Source organism: Nonomuraea sp. NBC_00507 (assembly GCF_036013525.1).
GTDB lineage: Bacteria > Actinomycetota > Actinomycetes > Streptosporangiales > Streptosporangiaceae > Nonomuraea.
Genome location: NZ_CP107853.1, coordinates 5,067,176 through 5,089,083 on the forward strand (window position 1 = coordinate 5,067,176; position 21,908 = coordinate 5,089,083).

Annotated in this window: 18 protein-coding genes; 14 read left to right on the forward strand and 4 right to left on the reverse strand. The window is 68.4% G+C overall.

All coding sequences use genetic code 11. The features are described from left to right. The first annotated feature begins 262 nt into the window (after positions 1 to 262). From OHA25_RS24780 to OHA25_RS24795, 4 genes are read left to right on the forward strand one after another with little or no spacing between them, the layout of a single operon-like run. Positions 263 to 2,611: a sensor histidine kinase gene (locus OHA25_RS24780; protein WP_327589889.1), complete on the forward strand. Its 2,349-nt coding sequence runs from the start codon at positions 263 to 265 to the stop codon at positions 2,609 to 2,611. Then, positions 2,608 to 3,039, forward strand: coding sequence for a roadblock/LC7 domain-containing protein (locus OHA25_RS24785; protein ID WP_327589890.1), 432 nt, complete (start codon positions 2,608 to 2,610; stop codon positions 3,037 to 3,039). The genes OHA25_RS24780 and OHA25_RS24785 overlap by 4 nt, the downstream gene beginning before the upstream one ends. Next, on the forward strand, positions 3,036 to 3,434 hold the full coding sequence (locus OHA25_RS24790; RefSeq protein ID WP_327589891.1) for a DUF742 domain-containing protein: 399 nt from the start codon (positions 3,036 to 3,038) through the stop codon (positions 3,432 to 3,434). Before OHA25_RS24785 ends, OHA25_RS24790 begins: the two co-directional genes overlap by 4 nt. Further along, positions 3,415 to 4,014 carry a GTP-binding protein gene (locus tag OHA25_RS24795; protein WP_327589892.1) on the forward strand — a complete coding sequence of 200 codons (600 nt, stop codon included), beginning with the start codon at positions 3,415 to 3,417 and terminating at the stop codon, positions 4,012 to 4,014. Before OHA25_RS24790 ends, OHA25_RS24795 begins: the two co-directional genes overlap by 20 nt. 51 nt (positions 4,015 to 4,065) lie before the next feature. On the opposite strand, the gene OHA25_RS24800 is transcribed toward OHA25_RS24795, so the two are convergent. Next, positions 4,066 to 4,860: a DUF1838 family protein gene (locus OHA25_RS24800; RefSeq protein WP_327589893.1), complete on the reverse strand. Its 795-nt coding sequence runs from the start codon at positions 4,858 to 4,860 to the stop codon at positions 4,066 to 4,068. A 577-nt stretch (positions 4,861 to 5,437) separates the two neighbouring features. On the opposite strand from OHA25_RS24800, the gene OHA25_RS24805 reads away from it, so the two are divergent. The 10 genes from OHA25_RS24805 (at position 5,438) to OHA25_RS24850 (ending at position 18,124) form a co-directional block, all read left to right on the forward strand. Continuing rightward, on the forward strand, positions 5,438 to 6,802 hold the full coding sequence (locus tag OHA25_RS24805; protein WP_327589894.1) for a cellulase family glycosylhydrolase: 1,365 nt from the start codon (positions 5,438 to 5,440) through the stop codon (positions 6,800 to 6,802). Positions 6,803 to 6,853: 51 nt separating this feature from the next. Continuing rightward, entirely contained in the window at positions 6,854 to 8,926 is a 2,073-nt protein-coding gene (locus tag OHA25_RS24810; RefSeq protein WP_327589895.1) for a cellulase family glycosylhydrolase, read from the forward strand. An 88-nt stretch (positions 8,927 to 9,014) separates the two neighbouring features. Continuing rightward, a complete protein-coding gene (locus tag OHA25_RS24815; protein ID WP_327589896.1) occupies positions 9,015 to 9,986 on the forward strand; it encodes a LacI family DNA-binding transcriptional regulator in 972 nt (323 codons plus the stop codon). Then, the gene (locus OHA25_RS24820) at positions 9,983 to 11,002 is read left to right on the forward strand and encodes a LacI family DNA-binding transcriptional regulator (RefSeq protein ID WP_327589897.1); all 1,020 of its coding nucleotides are present in this window, start codon (positions 9,983 to 9,985) and stop codon (positions 11,000 to 11,002) included. Before OHA25_RS24815 ends, OHA25_RS24820 begins: the two co-directional genes overlap by 4 nt. A 144-nt stretch (positions 11,003 to 11,146) precedes the next feature. Continuing rightward, positions 11,147 to 12,745, forward strand: coding sequence for a hypothetical protein (locus OHA25_RS24825; RefSeq protein WP_327589898.1), 1,599 nt, complete (start codon positions 11,147 to 11,149; stop codon positions 12,743 to 12,745). Beyond that, positions 12,745 to 13,707 carry an ABC transporter permease gene (locus OHA25_RS24830; protein ID WP_327589899.1) on the forward strand — a complete coding sequence of 321 codons (963 nt, stop codon included), beginning with the start codon at positions 12,745 to 12,747 and terminating at the stop codon, positions 13,705 to 13,707. Before OHA25_RS24825 ends, OHA25_RS24830 begins: the two co-directional genes overlap by 1 nt. Then, entirely contained in the window at positions 13,704 to 14,627 is a 924-nt protein-coding gene (locus OHA25_RS24835) for a carbohydrate ABC transporter permease (RefSeq protein ID WP_327589900.1), read from the forward strand. Before OHA25_RS24830 ends, OHA25_RS24835 begins: the two co-directional genes overlap by 4 nt. Continuing rightward, positions 14,627 to 15,235: a YesL family protein gene (locus tag OHA25_RS24840; protein WP_327589901.1), complete on the forward strand. Its 609-nt coding sequence runs from the start codon at positions 14,627 to 14,629 to the stop codon at positions 15,233 to 15,235. Before OHA25_RS24835 ends, OHA25_RS24840 begins: the two co-directional genes overlap by 1 nt. Before the next feature lie 46 nt (positions 15,236 to 15,281). Then, positions 15,282 to 17,261, forward strand: a complete 1,980-nt coding sequence (locus tag OHA25_RS24845; protein WP_327589902.1) for a glycoside hydrolase family 127 protein — start codon at positions 15,282 to 15,284, stop codon at positions 17,259 to 17,261. 29 nt (positions 17,262 to 17,290) lie between these two features. After that, complete coding sequence (locus OHA25_RS24850) at positions 17,291 to 18,124, forward strand: TIGR02452 family protein (protein WP_327589903.1); 834 nt, start codon at positions 17,291 to 17,293, stop codon at positions 18,122 to 18,124. Positions 18,125 to 18,186: 62 nt separating this feature from the next. Here the strand turns inward: OHA25_RS24850 and selD are convergent, their stop codons facing one another. Genes selD through OHA25_RS24865 form a run of 3 tightly spaced genes read right to left on the reverse strand, consistent with a single transcriptional unit; the run spans position 18,187 to position 21,897 of the window. Beyond that, positions 18,187 to 19,182, reverse strand: a complete 996-nt coding sequence (selD, locus tag OHA25_RS24855) for a selenide, water dikinase SelD (RefSeq protein ID WP_327589904.1) — start codon at positions 19,180 to 19,182, stop codon at positions 18,187 to 18,189. Positions 19,183 to 19,241: 59 nt separating this feature from the next. After that, positions 19,242 to 19,637 carry a VOC family protein gene (locus OHA25_RS24860; protein ID WP_327589905.1) on the reverse strand — a complete coding sequence of 132 codons (396 nt, stop codon included), beginning with the start codon at positions 19,635 to 19,637 and terminating at the stop codon, positions 19,242 to 19,244. A gap of 55 nt (positions 19,638 to 19,692) precedes the next feature. Further along, positions 19,693 to 21,897 carry an LLM class flavin-dependent oxidoreductase gene (locus tag OHA25_RS24865; protein ID WP_327589906.1) on the reverse strand — a complete coding sequence of 735 codons (2,205 nt, stop codon included), beginning with the start codon at positions 21,895 to 21,897 and terminating at the stop codon, positions 19,693 to 19,695. Positions 21,898 to 21,908: the final 11 nt, after the last annotated feature.

The following is a 21,908-nucleotide window of genomic DNA, read 5'->3' on the forward strand; positions in this document are numbered from 1 at the left end:
ACCCCGAGGGGCCTGCTTGCCCGCATTCACTCCAGAAATGGTGCCATGCCGATGTCTCACTATGTGCCCATCAGTCACTTCTGTCGCACGCGATCGCCGTAACCGCCGGTGAATCAGGGGCTTTCGACTCAACTGCCGTATGGCTACTATCGGGCACCAATCGCCTACTTTGGCGATTTTCGTCATGGCTCACCGATCGGCGGAGGAGAGTGTCCTGCACGTGGCTGGATTGGGCAGGGGCGGGGGACGACGGACGGGGACCATGGACGACGGGGATGGGTCAGCGGGGTCAACGGCGAGCGAGCCGGGGCGGGCTGCCGGTGCCCGCCGGCTGTCGTTGCGTACCGTGCTGCTCATTGTCGTGTTCGTGCCGAGCCTGACCTTCACCCCACTGCTGGCTTCGGGCATGTTCCAACTGTCCAGTCAGTGGCGGGCGGAGAAGGCCCAGATGGATCTGGCCACCAAGACCGTCGGCGGACCGGCGGCCAACCTGTTCTTCAGCCTTGACAAGGAGCGGCGGCTCACCGCGGAGGTCCAGGCCAACCCCGGTAACGCCGCCCGTGACAAACTGGCCAAGCAGCGCGCGGCGACCGACCAGGCCGTGAACGCCTTCCGTCCCCTGGCGGCCCTGAACCCCGCCAACGGACAGGAAGGGCTCACCGACGCCATCGCCGGGACCGTGAACGATCTCGGCCGCCTCGGCGAGCAGCGCCGGGTGGTGGACGCCGGTTGGTCCAGCGAGCAAAAGGCGTTCGACTACTACAGCGAAGTCCTCGAGTCGGACCTCAGCGTGCTGACCGCCCTCAGCAACACCGACGAGGGCCAGGTGAACAGCAAGGCGCAGACACTGGTCGACCTTTACTGGGTCGTCGACACCATCGGCCGCGAAGACGCCATTCTGGCTCGCGGCTGGGAGACGGGGCGCCTGACGAGGGACGAGTACGGCCTTGTCGCCGACGCCATCGGCACCAGGAAGCACCTCATGCAGTTCCGTGTGATTCCCGCTCTCACCGGAAACGAGTCCCCGTACGGAAAGCTGACCGCCGGCAAGGCGTGGGGGACCATGACCGCGCTGGAAGGGCGGTTGATCGCCTCCGGGGGCGGCTCCGAGGGCGACCAGGTGCCGCTCCGCGACGACAGCGCGGAGTGGCGCTCCTCGGTGGACACGGTCACCGCGCAACTGCGGCAACTCCTCAACGTGCGATTCGAGAATGTCCGCACGATCGGCTACGACCACGCCGACATGCTCTTCACGGTCTTCATCAGCATCTCCACCGTGGGCGTGCTCGCCTTGTGCCTGGTGTTCTTCACCAGCTGGCGCCTCACCGCCACTCTCCGCCGGCGCATCCTCCACCTGCGCCACGCCGCCCACGAACTCCAGAAGGGGCTGCCCAACGTGGTCGCCCGGCTGGAGCGCGGCGAGGACGTCAACGTGGACGCGGAAGTGCGCATGGTCCAGCCCACCCCCGACGAACTCGGCGAGCTCGGGCAGGCCCTCAACATGGCCAGCCGCAGCGCTGTCCTCACCGCCGTGCGGCAGGCCCAGCAACACCGTGGCTTCCAGCGCATGCTTCAGCGCATCGCCCGCCGTACCCAGATCCTCATCGGCCTTCAACTGAAGAAGCTGGACGAACTGGAGCGTCAGCACGAGGACCCCGAGGTGCTGGAGGGCCTGTTCGACCTGGACCACCTCACTGCCCGGCTGCGCCGCTACGAGGAGAACCTGGTGATCCTCGGCGGCGGGCAGCCGCAGCGCCGCTGGCGCAAGCCGGTGCACCTGCTCGATGTCCTGCGCGCCGCCCAAGGCGAGGTTCAGGACTACCGCCGGATCACGGTCGACGTCGAGGGCGAACCCTGGATAGCCGAGCGCGCGGTGGGACCGCTGGTCCATGTCCTGGCGGAGCTCATGGAGAACGCGACCGCCTTCTCCAAGCCGCCGACCCCTGTCGAGGTGCGGGCCGCGCCGGTCAGCCGGGGCGTCGCCGTGGAGATCGAGGACCGCGGCCTCGGCATGGAACCGGAGCAGTACGCCGCCGCCAACGCCCTGCTGCAGTCGCCGCCACAGCTCGATGTGATGACCCACGCCGATGATGTGCGTCTCGGCCTGTACGTGGTCGCCCGGCTCTCCGCGAGCCTGGGCCTCCGGATCGAGCTGCGGTCGTCGGCCTTCGGCGGCACCCGAGTCATCGTGCTGATCCCGGAAGCGCTGGTGGTGGACCGCCCCCGCACCGTACCCGAGCCGGCGGCGCCCCCCGAGGCGGAGGTCCCCCAGGACGCCACCGATTCGCCAACCCGCTCGCAGGAAGGCGCGGACGCTCCCCGCCCGCCTCACCAGGACGATCAGTTGCCGACGAGGCCCAGGGGACACGCGCCGCTGCCCCAGCGGGTGCGCCAGGCCAGTCTGGCCGCCGAGCTCAAAGTCCCGGCGGACAGGGATGAACGCACCGACCAGGAGACCTGGGACATACGTGATCAGCCCAGCCGATCCAGCGCTACGATCGGCGCGTTCCAGAGGCAGTCTCGCCGGCGCCGAGCCGGTGACGACGCCTCACAGCCCCGGCTGAGCGGATCTCCTGAGCCCGTTTCCCCTACGACGGAAGAGCGACGATGACGCAGCGAACCACCGCCACCAACATTGACCTGGACTGGCTCCTGGACGGCCTGGTCGATCGGGTCGCGGGCACCCGGCACGCCATCCTGCTGACCGACGACGGCCTGGTGATGAGCCGCTCCCGGACCATCGAACGCGCGGATGCCGAACGCCTCGCCGCCATCGCCACCGGCCAGCAGAGCCTGGCCCGCGGGGTCGGGCAGCTCTTCAGCGGCGGGCCGGTCCACCAGGTCATCATCGAGATGGCCGACCTGTGGCTGTTCGTCACCGCCGCGGGACGGGGCACCCATCTGGCCGTGGTCGCGTCCCAGGAGGTCGACGCCGAGCTGATGAGCATCGCGATGCACACCCTGATCCAGCAGGTCGGCCAGAAGCTGGGAACCGACGCGCGGACCCACCACAGCCGTGACGTGGGCGGACACGGATGAAGCACTGGACGGAGGGCTTCGATGACGATGACGCCGACGGGCCCCTCGTCCGTCCTTATACGATCACCGGCGGACGCACCGCTCCCGAGCGGGACGACCTGACGCTGATCACCCTGGTGACGGCGATTGCCGAGCTCTCGTCGGAAACCAGACGCCGCCTGAGAAGAATGCAGCCGGAGCACCGCACCATCTGCGCTCTGTGCAAGCGGCCCCTGGCGGTGGCCGAAGTCGCCTCCGCGCTGAACCTCCCCGTGTCGGTGACCAAGATCCTCATTGGGGATCTGATCGAGAACGGTCAGCTGCGGGCGCGGCCACCACTGACTTTCGCACAGGCAGGCGGCTTTCCCGATAGAGCAATCCTTGAGGCGGTGAGGGATGGGTTACGCAAACTCTGACCACGGAGACGCTGCCGCCCTGGCAGTGAAGATCCTTATCGCCGGCGGTTTCGGCGTCGGGAAGACGACCCTGGTCGGCGCGGTGAGCGAAGTCGCCCCGCTGCGTACGGAGGAGTATCTGACCCATGCCAGCGTCGGCGTCGACGACCTGGAGGGGGTGAGCGGCAAGTCCACCACCACCGTGGCACTGGACTTCGGGCGCATCACCATCAACAGCGAACTCGTCCTCTACCTGTTCGGCACCCCCGGGCAGGAACGCTTCTGGTTCATGTGGAACGACCTTGTCCACGGAGCGATGGGCGCGGTCGTCCTGGTCGACACCCGCCGGCTCGAGGTGAGCTTCGCGTCGATCGACTTCTTCGAGAGCCGCGGCATCCCCTTCGTCGTCGGCGTCAACTGCTTCCACGGCATCCGGGACCGGACGCAGGAGGAGATCCGAAGGGCACTCGATCTCGATCCGCAGGTGCCGCTGGTGCTCTGTGACGCCCGCGACCGGACGGCGGCACGCGATGTGCTGCTGGCACTCATCGACCACCTCATGGCCGCCCAGTCCCACACCACACCGAACCCCGCGGCCTGACCGGGCGGACCGAGCGGCGGCTCGGTCCGCCCGGTCACCGGGCGCGGACGTTCACGGGCGGCCGTTGGCGGCGCACCAGCCTGCCCAGGTGGTGGCGCCCTTGCCGAGCTGCTTGTTGTAGAAGGACGTCCAGGAGTTCTCGCTCGGTCCCGGCGCGCTGGGGGCGGCCGTGTACAGCGGGTGGTTCGCCTCGACCTCGGCCCGCAGCCATGGCTCGATGTCGGCGTAGGAGCCCAGCGACCAGCTGCGGGCGTGGTAGGTGAGCTGGCCGCGCACGTCGGTCTCCGCCAGGCACATGAACGGCGTCCACGGGCTGGTCCGCGCCCAGCTGATCTTCGTCTTCATCGCGCCGAACGGCACGCCGGCCCCCGTGCGGGCCGCCACCTCGCGGTCGTCGACGGAGAAGTCGAACATCTCCTGCGCGGCGTACACGCCGCCCGTCAGGCCGAACCGCTCGCCGAGCGTGGTGCCGAAGTTCGACCGAACGGGGATGTCGCTGGTCCACACGGTCTCGTCGTGCAGTTGCTGCAGCGGCGGACCCGTGAAGGACGAGGTGATCGTGAACGGGCCGAAGTTGACCGCGTCGTTGTTGATGGGGACGACCGGGTAGGTCTTGCCGTCGATCGGGTTCTTCCACTCGCGCAGGACGCGCCGCGGATCCGCCGGGTCGGTGTAGAAGACGATTTCCCGGGAGAGCTGGTAGAGCTGGTTCGTGTCGGGGACGCGGTACAGCCGCCGGATGTTGTAGCCCTCGATGTTGAAGAGTTTCTGGCCGTGCCGCATCGCCGGGTCCAGGCTGTTGCCCTCGATGTTCGCGTACACCGAGCCGGAGATCCGGAACACCATGTCTTTCCCGTCCGGACGCCCGAACGTCTGGAGGGAGAGTTTGCCGCTCTTGTCGGTGACCGTCGCGTAGACCGGCCCGGGATGTGTGGGACTGACGGATCTGTCGTCCGCAGCGGCCGGAATACCGGTACTGATGAAGAGGACAACAGGGGCAAGCAACCCCGTAAGAACTCGTTTGACCACGTACGCCCTCCGGGCGGAGAAGGAAGCGAAAAGCCCAATATTGTGATCATGCCGAGCGAAGCGTTGTCCAGTCGGGTGCGCCGGTGGAGCTGTCGGACGTTGTGGACGGCGCCGACGAAGAGGGACCTGTCTGGTGTGGAATTTTCATGGTCAGGCCGGGTTCGGGGGAGCTGCCGCGGGGACCCTTGATGCTGCGTTTTGCGTAGATCTGCCCAGCTCGGCAGATGCTTAACGGTTAAGGGGTTGGGCCAGGCATCGATGGGCCGCGGCAGGCCGGTCTGGTCGTCGCTGTACGGGTGTGGCAGCTCTGCGTACATTCTGGGTGCGTTTCAGCGGGCTCTCAGCTGCCCGCGCCGTTGCCGACCGTCGCGACATCAGCGAGGAGAGATTCGACATGAGATCCATGCCGTGGCTTGCCGCGGTCGGTGCGGCGCTCGTCGCCTTGGCCGTGGCGCTGTGCACCGTCATGTTCACCGGCATTCCGCCCGCGCACGCGGCCGTGGGGCTCCACGTCAGCGGCACGGACATCGTCGAGGCCAACGGCCAGAAGCTCGTCATGCGCGGGGTCAACCATCCACACGTCTGGTACACGAGCCGGACCAGCTCGTTCGCCGACATCAAGGCGCTCGGGGCCAACACCGTGCGCGTGGTCCTGGGCAGCGGCAAGCGCTGGGGCCCGTCCACCGACGTCGCCAATGTGATCTCCTTGTGCAAGCAGAACCGGCTGATCTGTGTCCTGGAGGTGCACGACACCACCGGGTACGGCGAGGAGGGCGCGGCCGCCTCGCTCGACGAGGCGGTCGACTACTGGATCAGCCAGAAGAGCGCGCTGGTCGGCCAGGAGAACTACGTCGTCATCAACATCGGCAACGAGCCGATCGGCAACACCAACGCCGGCCAGTGGACCAGCGCGACCACCGCCGCCATCCAGAAGATGCGCAGCAACGGCTTCGAGCACCTGCTCATGGTCGACGGGCCGAACTGGGGCCAGGACTGGCAGTACGTCATGCGCGACAACGCCCAGACAATCCTGAACGCGGACAGCAAGCACAACACCGTGCTGTCCATCCACATGTATGCCGTGTTCAACAGCGCCGCGGCGATCACCGACTACCTCAACCGGTTCCGGGACAACGGGTGGCCGCTGGTCATCGGTGAGTTCGGCTGGCGGTTCGCCGCCAACGAGGTGGATCATGAAACGCTGCTGTCCGAGGCGGTGTCGCGGGGCCTCGGCTACCTCGGCTGGTCCTGGAGCGGCAACACCGACCCGATCCTGGACATGGCGGCCGGCTTCGACCCCAACCAGCTCACCACCTGGGGCCAGCGGATCTTCAACGGCGCCAACGGCATCAAGGCCACGGCGAAGGAGGCCACCATCTACGGTGGCGCCACTCCGACTGTCACCCCGACCGTGACCCCGACAAGCACGCCCACGTCATCGGGCTCGTGCCGGGTGGCGTACGTGATGAACACCTGGAACACCGGCTTCACGACCAGCGTCACGATCATGAACACCGGTAGCTCGGCGATCAACGGCTGGCGGCTGGTGTTCACCCTGCCCGGCGGGCAGAGCATCACCAACGGCTGGAGCGCGTCGTACACACCGGTCAGCGGTCAGGTCACCGCCACCAACGCCGGCTGGAACGGTGACCTCGCGCCAGGCGGCTCCACCACCATCGGCTTCCAGGCCACCCACACCGGCGACACCACCGAACCCCCCTCCTTCACCCTCAACGCAGCCGCCTGCCAGGTGGCCTGACCCGCTCATCACTGCGCTCCCACAGGGCGCTCCTTCCACGGAGGCATGAAGGTGAAGACATTACGTTTGTGGGTTCTGTCCGCAGTGGCCGCGCTGCTGGCGGCGATCGGGGTGGCCGTCACCTCGCCCGCTGCCCACGCGGTGGTCGCCTGTTCCGTGACCTATGAGAAGGCATGGGACAACGGCAGCGGGTTCGGCGCCAACATCACGATCAACAACCTCGGTGACCCGGTCAGCCCGTGGACGCTGCGCTACACGTGGCCTGGCAATCAGCAGGTCACCCAGGGCTGGGGCGGAACCTGGACGCAATCCGGCCAGACCGTGACCGTGACCGCGCCGTCGTACGCCCCGGGCCTGGGAACGGGAGCCGGCGTCACCATCGGCTTCAACGGCAGCTACAGCGGCGCCAACACCAACCCCTCCGCTTTCACCGTCAACGGCGTGGCCTGCGGCGGCACCGGCGCCACCCCGACGGCCACCCCGACGGCCACCCCGACGGCCACGCCCACGACGACTCCGACGTCGACGCCCGGCAACGCGCAGGCTGTCGTGGCCGCGATGCAGCCTGGCTGGAACCTGGGCAACTCCCTCGATGCCACCGGCGCGGACGAGACCTCATGGGGCAACCCGCGGATCACCCAGGCGCTGCTCCGCAACGTCAGGGCGCAGGGCTTCAACAGCATCCGGATCCCGGTGACCTGGGGTCAGCACCAGGGTGGAGCGCCCAACTACACCATCGACGCGACGTACATGAACCGGGTGAAAGAGGTCGTCGACTGGGCCCTCGCCGAGGGGTTCTACGTGATGATCAATATCCATCACGATTCGTGGCAGTGGATCCAGAACATGCCGGGCGACCGGACCAACGTCCTGGCTCGCTACAACGCGATCTGGACCCAGATCGCCGGCACGTTCCGGAGCTCCTCTCCCAAGCTGCTGTTCGAGAGCGTCAACGAGCCGACGTTCACCGGCAGCTCCGGAGACGCCCAAAACGCGACGCTCCTCAACGAACTCAATACGTCCTTCCGCACCATCGTGCGCCAGACGGGCGGCAACAACGCGACGCGGCTGCTCGTCCTGCCGACCCTGCACACGTCGGCCGACCAGGCCAGGGTCGACGAGCTGGTGAGCACGTTCAACGCGATGAACGACCCCAACCTCATCGCGACGGTCCACTTCTACGGATACTGGCCGTTCAGCGTCAACGTCGCCGGCGGCACCCGCTTCGACGCCACCGTGCAGCAGGACCTGACCGGCGCCTTCGACCGGGTGCACAACGCCTTCACAGCCCGCGGCATCCCCGTGATCATCGGCGAGTACGGCCTTCTGGGCTTCGACCGGCACACCGGCACGATCCAACAGGGCGAGAAGCTGAAGTTCTTCGAGTTCCTCGGCCACTACGCACGTAGCAAGCAGATCACCACCATGCTGTGGGACAACGGCCAGCACTTCAACCGGACCTCGTACCAGTGGGCCGATCCCGAGCTGTTCGCCCAGATCAAGTCCAGCTGGACGATGCGCTCGGGTACGGCCTCCTCGGATCAGGTGTTCAACGCGAAGGCGTCCCCCATCACGAGCAAGACGCTCACGCTGAACCTGAACGGCACCTCGTTCGCAGGGATCCGCCAGGGCAGCACAGACCTCGTGCGCGGCACCGACTACACCGTCTCGGGCGACCAGCTCACGTTCACGGCATCCGCGCTCACCCGCCTGACGGGTTCCCGGGCCTATGGCGTCAACGCGACGCTGTCGGCTCGGTTCTCCCAGGGCGTCCCGTGGCGGATCGACATCATCACCTACGACACGCCGACAGTGCAGAACGCGACCGGAACGACGAGCTCCTTCGCCATCCCCACCACCTTCAGGGGTGACCAGCTCGCCACCATGGAGGCCAAGTACGCCGACGGCAGCAACGCCGGCCCCCACAACTGGACGTCGTTCAAGGAGTTCGACGTCACCTTCGCGCCCGACTACAGCGCCAACGCCATCACCCTGCGACCGGCCTTCTTCGCCGAGGTCAATGACGGCTCACGGGTCACGCTCACCCTCCACTTCTGGAGCGGGGCGACCGTGACCTACTACGTCACCAAGTCGGGAACCGCGGTCACCGGCACCACGAGCTGATCGAGCGGAGGCGTATGCCCCATGGTGGGGCGTCCGCGGTGGTCCTAACGAAATGCTGAGAGCTGCTGACGTGACCTACGCTGTACGCATGCGCGTGACGATGCGGGAGGTGGCGGATCGGGCCGGCGTCTCGATCAAGACAGTCTCGCGCGTGGTCAATGGCGAACCGCACATCCGCCCGGAGAAGGTGCACCGGGTGCATGCGGCGATCGACGAGCTCGGCTGGGTTCCCAATCGGACCGCCCGGGCGCTCAGGACCGGGCTGATCGGGGTCGTGGGCATCGCCGTCACCGAGCTGCGCCGCCCGTATCTCGCGGGTCTCGTCGAGGCGCTCGTCACCGAGGCGGATCGGTGCGGCCTGCTCGCCGCCGTCGAGCCGACGCACGGCGATCTGGTCCGGCTGGAGGCGGTCCTCGCCGCTCGGGGGAAGACGTTCGACGGCGTGGTGTGCATCGGCTCGGGAGCACTGGTCAGCGACGGATTGGACGATCGCCCCGTAGTCGTCGTGCAAGGCGGCGCGGCTGAAGTGGACAGTGTCGATGAGGACGTCACGGAGGCGGCGGCACTGGTGGCTCGCCACCTCGCCGTGATGGGCCGGTCGCGCCCGGCTCTGCTCGGAGCGAATCAGCCTCGGATGCGCGCGGCGCTCGCCGAGTCCGGCATCGACCCCGCTGCCGTACCGTGGGTGGATCTCGGAGAGGTGGCCGACCGGCGCGCCGGCGCGCGAGCCGCCGGGCACGTGCTGGAGCGGCATCCGGACATCGACGCGCTGGTGTGTGCCAACGACGAAGTGGCGCTCGGGGCGCTCGCGACGCTCGTCAAGCACGGAGTGGACGTTCCGGGACAGGTGGCGGCCGTCGGCTACGGCAACCTGGAGGACGGACGGTTCTCGACCCCGTCGCTCACCACCATCGACCCCGGGCCAGCCCGCTTGGCACGCAGCGCACTGGAATTGCTCACCGATCGCCTCGCCGGCACGGCACCGCGACAGCCTCGCGCGGTCGTGTCGCCGGTCGAGTTGGTGCGCCGTGAGTCCACGCTCGGCCGAGGTCCCCGATGAGGCGCCCGACGCTCGCGGATGTCGCCGCGCGGGCCGAGGTCTCGGCGAAGACCGTGTCCAACGTCCTCCTCGGACGCCCGCATGTCTCGGCTGCTACCCGGGCCAAGGTTCAGGCCGCGATCGCGGAGGTCGGCTACGACGTGGGACATGCCACGAGCCAGGCCGGACGTGGGCTCGCCTCCGGCCGGACCGGCCGGATCGCCGTCGTCGTGCCGAACCTCCACCAGCCCTACTTCGCGGAGAACGCCGAGCGTCTCATCCTCGCCCTGGCCGAGCGCGGGTTCACCAGCACGCTGCGGATCGCCCCCGACAGGGCCGGCGAACGCGACGCGGTCCTCGGCGTGACGACCGCCGACGTCGACGGTGTCATCATCTGCCCGCACCACCTGTCCGACGAGTTACTGGCCGGTGCCGCCCTGCGGCGCCCAGCGGTGGCCCTCGGCGGCGCTCCGATCAAAACGCTTGATTGTGTGTTGATGGGGGAATACGCGGGATTCGTGGCGATCACTCGGCATCTGCTCGCCACCGGCCGGCGTCGGCTCGCGTACGTCTGGAACGGTCCGGCTGGTGTCGTCCCGACCGGGGACAGGTACGCCGGGTTCGCCGCCGCCCTGGAGGAGCATGGCGTCGAGCCTGAACCGTCGCTCGTCGCCAACAGCTCGGACTGGGACCGCAGGGCCTCGGGTTACGAGGCGATGGCAGGGCTGCTGCGGCGCTCCGGCCCCAGGTTCGACGCCGCGGTGTGCGTCAACGACACCATTGCGGTGGGCGTGCTGAAGTCCCTGCACGCGCACGGCATCCGCGTCCCCGGGGATGTCGCGGTCACCGGCTTCGACGACACGGACGAGGGTGAGTTCACCGTTCCGTCGCTGTCGACGGTGAGCCCTGATCAGGGCGAGATGGTGGCCGCCGCCCTCCGCCTGCTCATCGAGCGCCTCGACGGTTACGACGGCGCGGCCCGGCAGGTGCACACCGGTATGCACTTGGTGCTCCGAGACTCGTCCGCACCGGCCTGATCCACCCTCCGACACCTTGACTCGCCGGTCCCTCGTCGCCTCGCTTGTCTTGTCATTGACAACGCTGAATGGCCGCACCTAACATCGCTGAAACATTTCAGCGAGATCCGGGTCACTCCCTCCGTCCCCCCCAAGGAGGACCACATGGCCACTCCACCCGCTATGTCCCGCCGGGCCTTCGTCGTCGCGGCCGGACTCACGGCACTCGCCGGCTGCTCCGGCAAGAACTCCTCGAGCGATCCGAACACACTGCGGATCTTGGTCAACAAGCATGCGTTGACCAAGCCGATGAACACGATGGAGTGGACCAAGCAGCTGGAGAAAATCGCCGGTGTGAAGATCCAGTGGCAGGAGATCTCGGCTGACTGGGACCAGAAGAAGTCCACCATGCTGGCGGCCGGCGACGTCCCGGACCTGATCGTCGGCACCAACGCGATCACCAATGCCGACATGGGCACGTACCGGACGCTGTTTGAGAACCTGGCCGACGACCTGGACGCGTTGCCGAACGTGAAGGCCTTGTTCGCGGCGAAGCCGGAGCTGAAGTCGATGGCCACGCTGACCACCGGCGAGGTCTACGCGGTCCCGGGCTACAAGCGGTTCTGGCCGAAGACCGTCACGCACCAATACATCAACAAGCAGTGGCTCGACAACCTCGGCTTGGAGATGCCGACCACCTGGGACGAGCTCTACACCGTGCTCGTCGCGTTCAAGGAACAGGACGCCAACGGGAACGGTGACAAGAACGACGAGATCCCGATGGACTGGTCGCCGGTCGGCACGGGCGGCTTCGGGTATTTCCAGCCCAGCGTGCTGCTCGGCAGCCTCGGCCTGCCGATTGCGGGCGGCGGTGGCCAGGGCTATTTCCTCGAGGACGGCAAGGTCGGCAATTTCCTCGTCGACGAGCGCTACAAGCGGGTGGTCCAGTTCCTCCACCGCTGCCACGCCGCGGGCCTGATCAGCAAGAACGTCATGACGCAGGACTACTCGGCGTACCAGGCGGTCGGCCGCGGGTCCGGAGACGTGGCCAAAGTCGGCTTCAGCTGGGGCTGGACGGCCAGCGACCGGTTCGGCGCCCAGCTGGCCGACCAGTACGTCGCGATGCCGCCGCTGCTCGCGGAGGCCGGCCAGACGACGCCGGTGGCCTGGACGTACGACTCCAACAACGAGAACTTCCCGTCGAACCAGATCGTCATGTCCGCGAAGGCGAGCAACAAACAAGCGGCGCTCAAGGTCATCAACGCCTTCTACGACAAGGAGATGTCGCTGCAGGTGCTGTTCGGCGATCTCGGCCGGTACGTCAAGAAGATCAGCGACAACGAGTACGAGGTGCTCCCGCCGGCCGATCCCAAGACCGACCCGTCGACCTGGAAGTGGACGGTCACCATCGCGGACAACGGTCCCACCTGGATCAGGGACGACATCGAGCTGAAGCTGCCGGCCGACCTGGACGAGGCCGTCGAACAGACGAAGCCGCTGGAGAAGGCGCTGGCGAACATGGATCCGGCCAAGGACGTCTATCCGTTCCAGTTCATCCAGATGACGCCTGAGGACACGAACCAGCTGGCGCTGAACAACACCACGATCTCCAACTCCACGATGCCGAAGTTCGCCGAGTGGATCACCAAGGGCGGCATCGAGGATCAGTGGGACAAGTACGTTCAGCAGATCCAGAACGCCGGCCTGCAGAAGAACATCGACATCTACCAGCGTTACTACGACGAGTACATGAAGACGCGCTGATGACGGAGACTCTTGTCGCAGCCCGCAAGCCGGTGGCGGTCGCCCAGAGGCGATCCCGTCTGGGCCTCGGCCGGCATGTGAGCAGGTATTGGCAACTGTGGCTCATGGTCCTGCCGGCCGTGGGGTTCATCGGCCTGTTCATGTACGTGCCGATGTACGGCATCCAGCTGGCCTTCCGCGAGTTCGACTTCACGGCGGGTCTCACCGGCGGGCAATGGGCCGGCCTGAAGTACTTCCAGCAGTTCTTCGACAGCCCGATGTTCTGGACGTTGCTGCGGAACACGTTCGTCATCAGCATCACCACGCTGGTGGTCGGGTTCGTGGCACCGATCGTGCTGGCGCTGATGATCAACCAGATCGCCGGGGGCCGGCGCAAGAGGCTCATGCAGACGGCGACGTACCTGCCGCACTTCATCTCGATCGTCGTCATCGTCGGCATGCTGCAGGCGTTCCTCAACCCGTCCACCGGACTGCTCACCCAGGTCGCCGCTGTCTTCGGCCTCGACGGGGTGAACCTCCTCGGCGACACCTCGGCCTTCGTGCCGGTGTACGTGATCTCCGACGTGTGGCAGCACTGCGGGTGGAACAGCATCATCTACCTTGCCGCGCTGTCGCGCGTCGACCCTCAGCTGTACGAGGCGGCCAAGGTGGACGGCGCGAACCGGCTGCAGCTCATCCGGCACGTCGACGTCCCCAGCATCGTGCCGACCATGGTGGTCCTGCTCATCCTCACCATGGGCGGTGTGCTGAACACCGGGTTCGAGAAGGTGTGGCTGATGCAGAACACCCTGAACCTGCCGGTGTCCGAGGTCATCGCGACGTACGTCTACAAGATCGGCATCCTCAGCACGCAGTTCAGCTACGCCACCGCGATCGGCCTGTTCAACACGGTCATCAACTTCGTGTTCCTGATCGCCGCGAACGCGATCGCCCGCCGCGTATCGAACTGGAGCCTGTGGTGAGCGCGACCCACGTGCAGAGCAAGGGATTCCTCCGCAAGAAGACACCGGGCGACGTCGTCTTCATGCTCGTCTTCGGCCTGTTGTGCGTGGCGATCCTCTTCGCCGTCGTCTACCCGGTCTACTTCGTGATGATCGCTTCGGTGAGCAACCCGTCCCTCATCTCCACCGGCGAGGTGTGGCTGTGGCCGAAAGAGGTGAACTTCTTCGGGTATCAGCAGATCTTCGACGACGATCGGATCTGGACGGGCTATGGCAACACGTTGCTCTACAGCGTGGTCGGAACCGCGCTGAACCTCGTCGTGACCCTCCCGGCGGCGTACGCGTTGTCGCGGCCGGAGTTTCGCCCACGGCGGGTCCTCATGCTGTTCTTCGTGTTCACGCTGTTCTTCAACGGTGGCCTGATCCCGACGTATCTGCTCTATCGCGATCTCGGCCTGCTGGACAACTGGCTCGTGTTCATCCTGCCGCCCGCGGTGAACGTCTACAACCTCATCATCACCCGGGCGTTCTTCGAGCACTCGCTGCCGAAGGAGCTGTTCGAGGCGGCGATGATCGACGGGGTTTCCTATCTGCAGTACTTCGCCAAGGTCGCGCTGCCGCTGTCCAAGGCGATCATCTCGGTCATCGGCCTGTACTACCTGGTCCAGCACTGGAACGACTTCTTCACCGGCCTGGTGTTCGTCCGCGACAACAGCCTGCAGCCGCTGCAGATCGTGCTGCGTGACATCCTGCTGTCCAACCAGGCGTTCGCCGGTGGCGCCGGAACCGGCGGAGGCAGCGGCGTCGGCTACGACCAGCAGTATGCCGACCAGATCAAGTACGGCGTGATCGTCGTCTCCAGTCTCCCGGTCCTGGTGCTCTACCCGTTCCTCCAGCGCTACTTCGAGAAGGGCGTCCTCATCGGGTCGGTGAAAGGCTGATGAAACGCGTCCTCACCTGGCACACGAGGGCGGGCGAGGTGGGCCTGCTGCTGCTCAAGCTGCACCTCCTGTGGGTCGTATGGAGCCTGGCCGGTGGCATCGTGCTCGGCGTCTTCCCGGCGACCGCCGCCGTGTACGGCGTCATCCGCCGCGAGCTCCTCGGGTCCGCCCGGCCTGGTGAATTCCGCCGGCTCTGGCGGCAGGAGTTCCGCACCGCCAACGTGGTGGGGTACGTCTTCACGGCGGCCTGGGCGGTGCTCCTGGTGGACCGGCGACTCCTCGAAACCGCCGACCTCGGTGTCGTCGAGCCATTGCTCGGCGCGGCGCTCTGGCTGATCACCCTGTTCGTGTCGGGTATGAGTGTGAACGTGTGGATCCTCGCCGCCCACTTCGCCGAAGGACCGTTGGCGCTCGTCCGCCGCAGTGCGATCCTCGTCCTCGCCCGCCCGGTCCAGGCGATGGTGACACTGCTCGCGGTCGGCGTGATCCTGTGCGTGTACTACGTCGTCCCGGGGCTGGTCCCCGTCTTCGGCGTGGCACTGCCCGCTTTCGTCTCTTTCGCCTATGTCTGGGGCACCGCGGTCCTCCCTACCGCTCCGGCCTCGTGACAGGCTGCGGAGATCGGCCTTTTGGACAACCTCGTTGGGAGCCTTCATGACTATGACCTCTGCCGCTGCCATGCGCACGCGCGAACCGCTGCCGCTGACCGCCGTGACCATTGATGACCGGTTCTGGACGCCACGCCGTGAGCTGATCCGCACCCGTACGCTGCGGCAGCAAGAAGGCCAGATGCGCCGGCCCGGTCAGCAGTTCGACGCCCTGACCCTGACGTGGCGGCCGGGGGACCCGCACGAGCCGCACATCTTCTGGGAGAGCGACGTCGCCAAGTGGATCGAGGCCGCGAGCCACTGCCTGGCCACCACCGATGACCCCGAGCTGGACCAGGCCGTCGACGAGGCGATCGAGCTGCTGGCCGGTGCGCAGCAGGACGACGGCTACCTCAACGTGTACTTCACCGTCGTCAAGCCGGGACAACGCTTCACCGACCTGCGCGACGCCCACGAGCTCTACTGCGCCGGCCATCTCATCGAAGCCGGCGTCGCCCACTTCGAGGCCACCGGGAAGACCCGGCTGCTTGACATCGTGCGGCGCTACGCCGACCTCATCGACACCGTCTTCAGCCCCGATGGCCCCTGCGCCGGAGGCTATGACGGGCACCAGGAGATCGAGCTCGCGCTGGTCAAGCTCTACCGCGTCACCGGCGAGCGCCGCTACCTCGACCTCAGCCGGCGGCTCATCGAGTGGCGCGGACAGCAGCCCTACTACTTCGAGCTGGAGCTGCAGCGCCGCGGCACCCCGGGCTACTTCGGCACCACGCTGCCCCGGCGACCCGAGCAGACGCGGCGGTTCGGCGAGTACAACCAGAGCCACCAGCCCGTGGCCGACCAGGCCGAGGTCGTCGGCCACTCGGTCCGCGCCATGTACATGTACAGCGCGATGACCGACCTGGCCGACGAGTACGGAGACGACCGGCTGCTCCAAGCCGTGCGGCGACTGTGGACCAACCTCACCACCAAGAAGCTGTACATCACCGGCGGAATGGGCTCCGACCCCAGCATCGAGGGCTTCGGACCCGCCTACGACCTGCCCGACGCCCACGGCTACGCCGAAACCTGCGCCTCCATCGGTCTCGTCCAATGGGCGCAGCGGATGAGCAACCTCACCGGCCACGGCCACTACATCGACACCCTCGAACGCGCCCTCTACAACGGCGTCCTCAGCGGCGCCTCCGCCGACGGCACCCGCTACTTCTACGGCAACCCGCTCGCGAGCGGCGGCACCGTCGCCCGGCAGGAATGGTTCGACTGCGCCTGCTGCCCGCCCAACCTCGCCCGGCTGATCAGCGAGCTCGGCCGCTACGTCTACGTCCAGGGACCCGACGAAGCCGTCGTCAACTTGTACGTAGCCGGCACCGGGCGCTTCACCCTCTCCGGAGGTGAGGTCACCCTCCGCCAGGACACCAGCTATCCCCAAGACGGCCGCCTCACCGTCACCGTCGCCCCTGCCGACGACGAAGCCGAGTTCACCCTGGCCATCCGCATCCCCGGCTGGAGCCGGCAACCCACCGTCACCGTCAACGGCGAACCCGTTCACCAGCCCATCCTGCGCGACGGCTACCTCACCCTGTCCCGCCGCTGGCGGGCCGGCGACCTGGTCGAGATCGACCTCGGCATGGAAGTCCGCCGGACCTGGGCACACCCCGCCGTCGCCTCCGCCGCCGGCAAGGTCGCCCTCGAGCGCGGGCCGGTCGTGTTCTGTCTGGAGGGCGTCGACCACGACCACGCCGTCCACACCCTCGCCCTCGCCCGCGACGTCCCCATTCGCGCAGTCCCCGACGAGCGGACCGGCGTGGTCACCCTGCACGCCGACGCCACCGCCGACGCCACCGCCGGCGACCAGCTGTACGGCAGCCACTCGCCCGGCCAACGGAGCGCCGCACTGACCGCGGTGCCCTACTTCTCCTGGGCCAACCGCGGCCTCTCCGACATGACCGTCTGGATCCGGGACGGCGGCGGAGCCAGCGCGGCGCCCGCACAGACCGCGCGGAAGCCGGGAGAAAACCACTCCGTATGAACAGAGGTCACGATCTACGATAGGGCCGCGTGAGTGGAAGATTGCGTCAGGTCGCGGCCGACAACGAGCGGATCGTCGCCGAAGGCTCCTACTCGGCCGCCGACGGCACGGCCGTGGAGGTGGGTGCCGTGCTGCGGGCCGCGGTTGCCGGAACCGTGAGTCACCCGCCGGACGGCCCCCTGGATCGGCCGGCGGCCGGTGCGTACCGGACGGTCTTCGAGGTCACCGGCGAGAGCAGCCTGCAGGCGGCGCGGCGGCTGCACCGGGAGGGGGCGGCCGGGATCGCCGTGCTGAACTTCGCCTCCGCCCGCAACCCGGGAGGCGGCTACCTCGGCGGCGCGAAGGCCCAGGAGGAGGACCTGTGCCGCCACGCCCTGCTCTACCCGTGCCTTCTCCAGGCGCCCGATTACTACGCCGCACACCGGGCCTCGCCCGATCTGCTCTACAGCCACCGCGTCATCTGGTCGCCCGGCGTGCCGGTGCACCGTGACGAGGGCGGCCGGCTGCTGGCCGAGCCGTTCCTGGTCTCGTTCCTCACCTGCCCGGCGCCCAACGCCGGGCAGGTGCTGCGCCGCGACCCGGGTGCGGGTGAGCAGATCCGGCAGGCGCTCCACGAGCGGGCGGGGCGCGTCCTGGCCGTCGCGGCGCATCACGGCGCCCGCGCGCTGGTGCTCGGGGCGTGGGGCTGCGGTGTGTTCCGCAACGATCCACGCGAGGTCGCCGGGGCCTTCCACACCCACCTGGCCGGGGGCGGCGCCTTCGCGGCGGTGTTCGAGCGGGTGGTGTTCGCCGTATGGGACCGGATGCCGGACTCGGCGAACCGCGCCGCGTTCGCCGAGCGGTTCCCGACCTCACGAACCTGAAGGTGCCGGCTCGGGCGCGGTTGCCCGAGCCGGAGCTCACGGCTCGTTCACGATCAGCGCGGCTATTTCACGATCAGCAGGTGTTCGCCGCGAGGGACGAGTTCGCCTATCACCGGGAATCCGGGGATCTCGCCCGCGACGAGCAGGCCGCCCGAGGTCTGCGCGTCGGCGAGGAGCAGCAGCTCGTCCTCCGGCAGGTCGCCGAAGTCGCCATGGGGGGAGACCCAGTCGAGGTTCCTCCGGGATCCGCCGCTGACGTAACCGTCGCGGATGGCCTCGCGGGCTCCGTCCAGGTAGGGGACGGCGGCGCTGTGGACGACCGCGGTCACGCCGCTCGCCCTGGCCAGTTTGTAGAGGTGGCCGAGCAGGCCGAAACCCGTGACGTCCGTGGCGCACCGGATCCCGGTGGCCAGCGCCAGCCGGGAGGCGTCACGGTTGAGGGTCGTCATCGTGGCGACCGCCTCGGGGAAGACCTCCCCGGTCGCCTTGTGCCGCGTGTTGAGCACCCCGAGGCCGAGGGGCTTGGTCAGGGTGAGGGGGAGCCCGGGCTCGCCCGCGTCCACGCGCAGCAGCCGGCCGGGGTCGGCCAGGCCCGTGACGGCCAGCCCGTACTTCGGGTGGGGGTCGTCGATGCTGTGGCCCCCCGCGAGATGGCACCCCGCCACCTGCGCCATCGCGGAACCGCCGCGCAGCACCTCGCGGGCGAGCTCCAGGGGGAGGACGCCGCGGGGCCAGCCGAGGAGGTTCAGGGCTATGACGGGCTCGCCGCCGACCGCGTAGACGTCGGAGAGCGCGTTCGTGGCCGCGATCCTTCCGAAGTCGTACGGATCGTCCACGACGGGGGTGAAGAAGTCCGTCGTCGCGACGATGGCCCGGCCTTCGCCTTCCATTTGGAGCACCGCGGCGTCGTCCCCCTGGTCGATCCCCAGGAGTATCCGGCCCGCCGTCGCAGACGGGGGCGGGGTGAGCCCGGCGACCAGGTCCTCCAACTCGCCGGGAGGGATCTTGCAGCTGCAGCCGCCCCCGGTGCCGTATTGCGTGAGCCTGATGGCGTTCATACGGTCTATGATCCACCTTCGATCAGCGGACGGGCTCCACGCCGGACGCGGCCGGCCGGCTACTCGGCGTCGTCCCAACGGCGGGCGTTGTCGTCATTGAGCGTGCCCGGAGGATCCGGTATGACGCAGAACGGCAGGCCTGCCGGGTCCTGCATGACCCACCAACGATCGTGCACGAATTGCACGCGTTTCGCGCCCAGTCTCTCCAACCGGGCGACCTCCGCCTCCACGTCGTCGGTGTGGATGTCGAGGTGCACCCGGCCCGGCCCCTCCTCGAGCCGCTGGACCAGCAGCCCGAACTCGCCGCTGCCCAGGTCGGCGCCGTGGTATTCGGGAAAGCCGGCGAACTGCGTCAGCGTCTGACCGGTCGCGGCCTGCCAGAATCCGACCTCCTTGGCATGGTCGGCCTCGTTGACGTCGATCACGATCTTGCAGAGCCTGCTGTAGTGCGGCACGCGGGTCCTCTCTCATGGTGGGGCACATGATCTGTTGCGGTGCGCTACCGCCTGATCAGGTTGCCGGGGTGATGTTGAAGTTGTCGCGGAAGACGTTGCCGGGGTCGTAGCGGCGTTTGAGCACGCGCAGCCGCCGCAGGGTCTCACCCGGGTAGGCGTCGTGGAGGCGCTCGGGCCGCAGGTCGGTCTCGAAGTTGGTGTAGATCCCGGAGAAGTGCGGCCGCAGCTCATCCCAGAGGCGGTCGAGCCGGGCGCGGCTGGAGCCGAAGGCCACCAGCTGGAAGTTCGCCGACCGGCCCGCGTACGCGGTCGCGTCCGGTGGGACGTCGGAGGCCGCCCCGCCCACCGCGCGGATCTGGAAGAAGTACACCTCACCGCTGCCGATCAGGCGGGCGGCGGCGTCCGCCAGCTCGGGCGTGAGGTGGTCGGCGAGGGCGGAGCGGGTCACCGGCTCGCCCTGGCCGGCGTGCGTGCCGGGCGGCACGTTCATGATCGCCGCGTATGGCAGGATCTGGATGCTGTAGTCGAGCAGCGGGGCCACGGCGGCGATGGGCTGGAGCCGGCTGATCACCGTCTCGGCGTCGTCCGCGTCCACCACGGTCATGAGCTGGGCGATCACCGGCTCGCCAGGGCGGGGCCGGCCGATGATGAGCGAGCCCGTGACGTCCCGGGGCGCGGCCTCGATGGCGGCGCCCCAGCTCTGCAGGAACCCCGCCGTGTCGGAGGCGTCCATCGCGAACTGCGCGAAGCCGACGTCTCCGACCTCGTCCACCTCGAACTCGAAGGCGGTGACGACGCCGAAGTTCGCCCCCGCCCCGCGCACGCCCCAGAACAGCTCGGAGTGCTCGGTGTCGTCGGCCCTGACCATGGTGCCGTCGGCCAGCACCATCTCCACGGCACGCAGGTGGTCGAGAGTGAGTCCGTGCTCGCGTACCAGCCAGCCGATGCCGCCGCCGGTGGTGAGCCCGCCGACGCCGACGCCGCCATAGTCGCCCGAGCTGAGCGCCCACCCGTACGGGGCCAGCGCCGCTGCCACGTCGCTCCAGCGGGCGCCGGGGCCGACCCGGATGCGGCGGGTCGGCTCGTCGAGGATCTCGATGGCGTTCAGGCGGGAGACGTCGATGACGATGCCGCCGTGGTTGGTGGAGCGGCCGCTGATGCCGTGCCCGCCGCTGCGGACGGCCAGCTTCACCGGTTGGGTGCGGGCGAAGGCCAGCGCGTCGGCGATCTCGCCCGGTGTGCCCGGCCGCAGGACCAGGCCGGGAGATCCGCCCCGCAGGTAGGTCGAGCGTACGCGGGCGTACCCGGCGTCACCGGGCTCGACCCGCGCCAGGTGTGCGGGGACGGCGTCGTAGTCGATGTCCCGATGACGCAGCCGGCGAACGCGCAGGCTGGGGATGGTGGCCTCGGCCAGGCCGCGTGCGGCGCGGTCGGCGGCGACCGCCTCCCTCACTGTGGGCGCTGTCTGCTCGGCGAAACGGCGCAGGTCGTCGACGCCCGCGCCGGCGAGCAGGAACGTGCTGATGCCGTGCTCGATGGCCAGGGCCGCCAGTTCGCCGGCCCCAGGCCGCCCGGAGACCGGGATGACGGCCAGCCGGCGGATCTCCCGCGGGTCCCGTCCCGCGCGCACCGCCGCCTCGTCGATGGTCTTCTGCCGGACGGGCAGCTCCGCCAGGTCGCCGAGAACGCTCAGCCAGCCGTCGGCCTGGGTGCCGGCCAGCTCCAGTAGCTCGGGCTGCGTGCCGCCGAGCCACACCGGGACGGTGTGGGCAGGCGCCGGCCCCCGCTCGGCGCCGTCGAGGCGGTAGTGCTCGCCCTCCAGGCGCAAAGGCGCCTGCTCATCGATCGCCCAGATGCCGCGCACGACCTCGATCGCCTCGTCCAGCGCGGCGGCGGCCTGCGCGGGAGGCAGCCGCACGGAGCCCGCCGCCTGATGCGCCCGGCTCGACGCGGCCAGCGCCAGGCCGAGCCGGCCGGAGGCCAGCAGGTCCAGGCTGGCGGCCGAGCGGCCCAGCACCGCGGGGTGCCACGATCCGGCGTCGAGCACGCCGGTGATGCCGATCGTGCGGGTGCGGGCCGCGACCCAGCTCATCAGCGTCCACACATCGAGCACGGCATCGTCGTGGTCGTCGTCACCCGGGCCGCCGACGGCGACCAGGTCGAGGCCGAGCTCCTCGCTCAGCGTGGCGTGGGCGACGGCCTCCTGCGGCGAGGAGGCGTCGATCAAGGCGCCGAACCGCAGCGGCTGGCCGTAGTCCACGTCAGACCCCT

Excerpts from the sequence above, each read along its gene's own strand:
- OHA25_RS24780 (WP_327589889.1), top strand. The coding sequence starts at position 263 with ATGGACGACGGGGATGGGTCAGCGGGGTCAACGGCGAGCGAGCCGGGG.
- OHA25_RS24805 (WP_327589894.1), top strand. The coding sequence starts at position 5,438 with ATGAGATCCATGCCGTGGCTTGCCGCGGTCGGTGCGGCGCTCGTCGCC.
- OHA25_RS24800 (WP_327589893.1), bottom strand. The coding sequence starts at position 4,860 with ATGGTGTTCCGGATCTCCGGCTCGGTGTACGCGAACATCGAGGGCAAC.
- OHA25_RS24820 (WP_327589897.1), top strand. The coding sequence starts at position 9,983 with ATGAGGCGCCCGACGCTCGCGGATGTCGCCGCGCGGGCCGAGGTCTCG.
- OHA25_RS24795 (WP_327589892.1), top strand. The coding sequence starts at position 3,415 with ATGGGTTACGCAAACTCTGACCACGGAGACGCTGCCGCCCTGGCAGTG.
- OHA25_RS24825 (WP_327589898.1), top strand. The coding sequence starts at position 11,147 with ATGGCCACTCCACCCGCTATGTCCCGCCGGGCCTTCGTCGTCGCGGCC.
- OHA25_RS24845 (WP_327589902.1), top strand. The coding sequence starts at position 15,282 with ATGACTATGACCTCTGCCGCTGCCATGCGCACGCGCGAACCGCTGCCG.
- OHA25_RS24785 (WP_327589890.1), top strand. The coding sequence starts at position 2,608 with ATGACGCAGCGAACCACCGCCACCAACATTGACCTGGACTGGCTCCTG.
- OHA25_RS24790 (WP_327589891.1), top strand. The coding sequence starts at position 3,036 with ATGAAGCACTGGACGGAGGGCTTCGATGACGATGACGCCGACGGGCCC.
- selD (WP_327589904.1), bottom strand. The coding sequence starts at position 19,182 with ATGAACGCCATCAGGCTCACGCAATACGGCACCGGGGGCGGCTGCAGC.
- OHA25_RS24840 (WP_327589901.1), top strand. The coding sequence starts at position 14,627 with ATGAAACGCGTCCTCACCTGGCACACGAGGGCGGGCGAGGTGGGCCTG.
- OHA25_RS24815 (WP_327589896.1), top strand. The coding sequence starts at position 9,015 with ATGCGCGTGACGATGCGGGAGGTGGCGGATCGGGCCGGCGTCTCGATC.
- OHA25_RS24830 (WP_327589899.1), top strand. The coding sequence starts at position 12,745 with ATGACGGAGACTCTTGTCGCAGCCCGCAAGCCGGTGGCGGTCGCCCAG.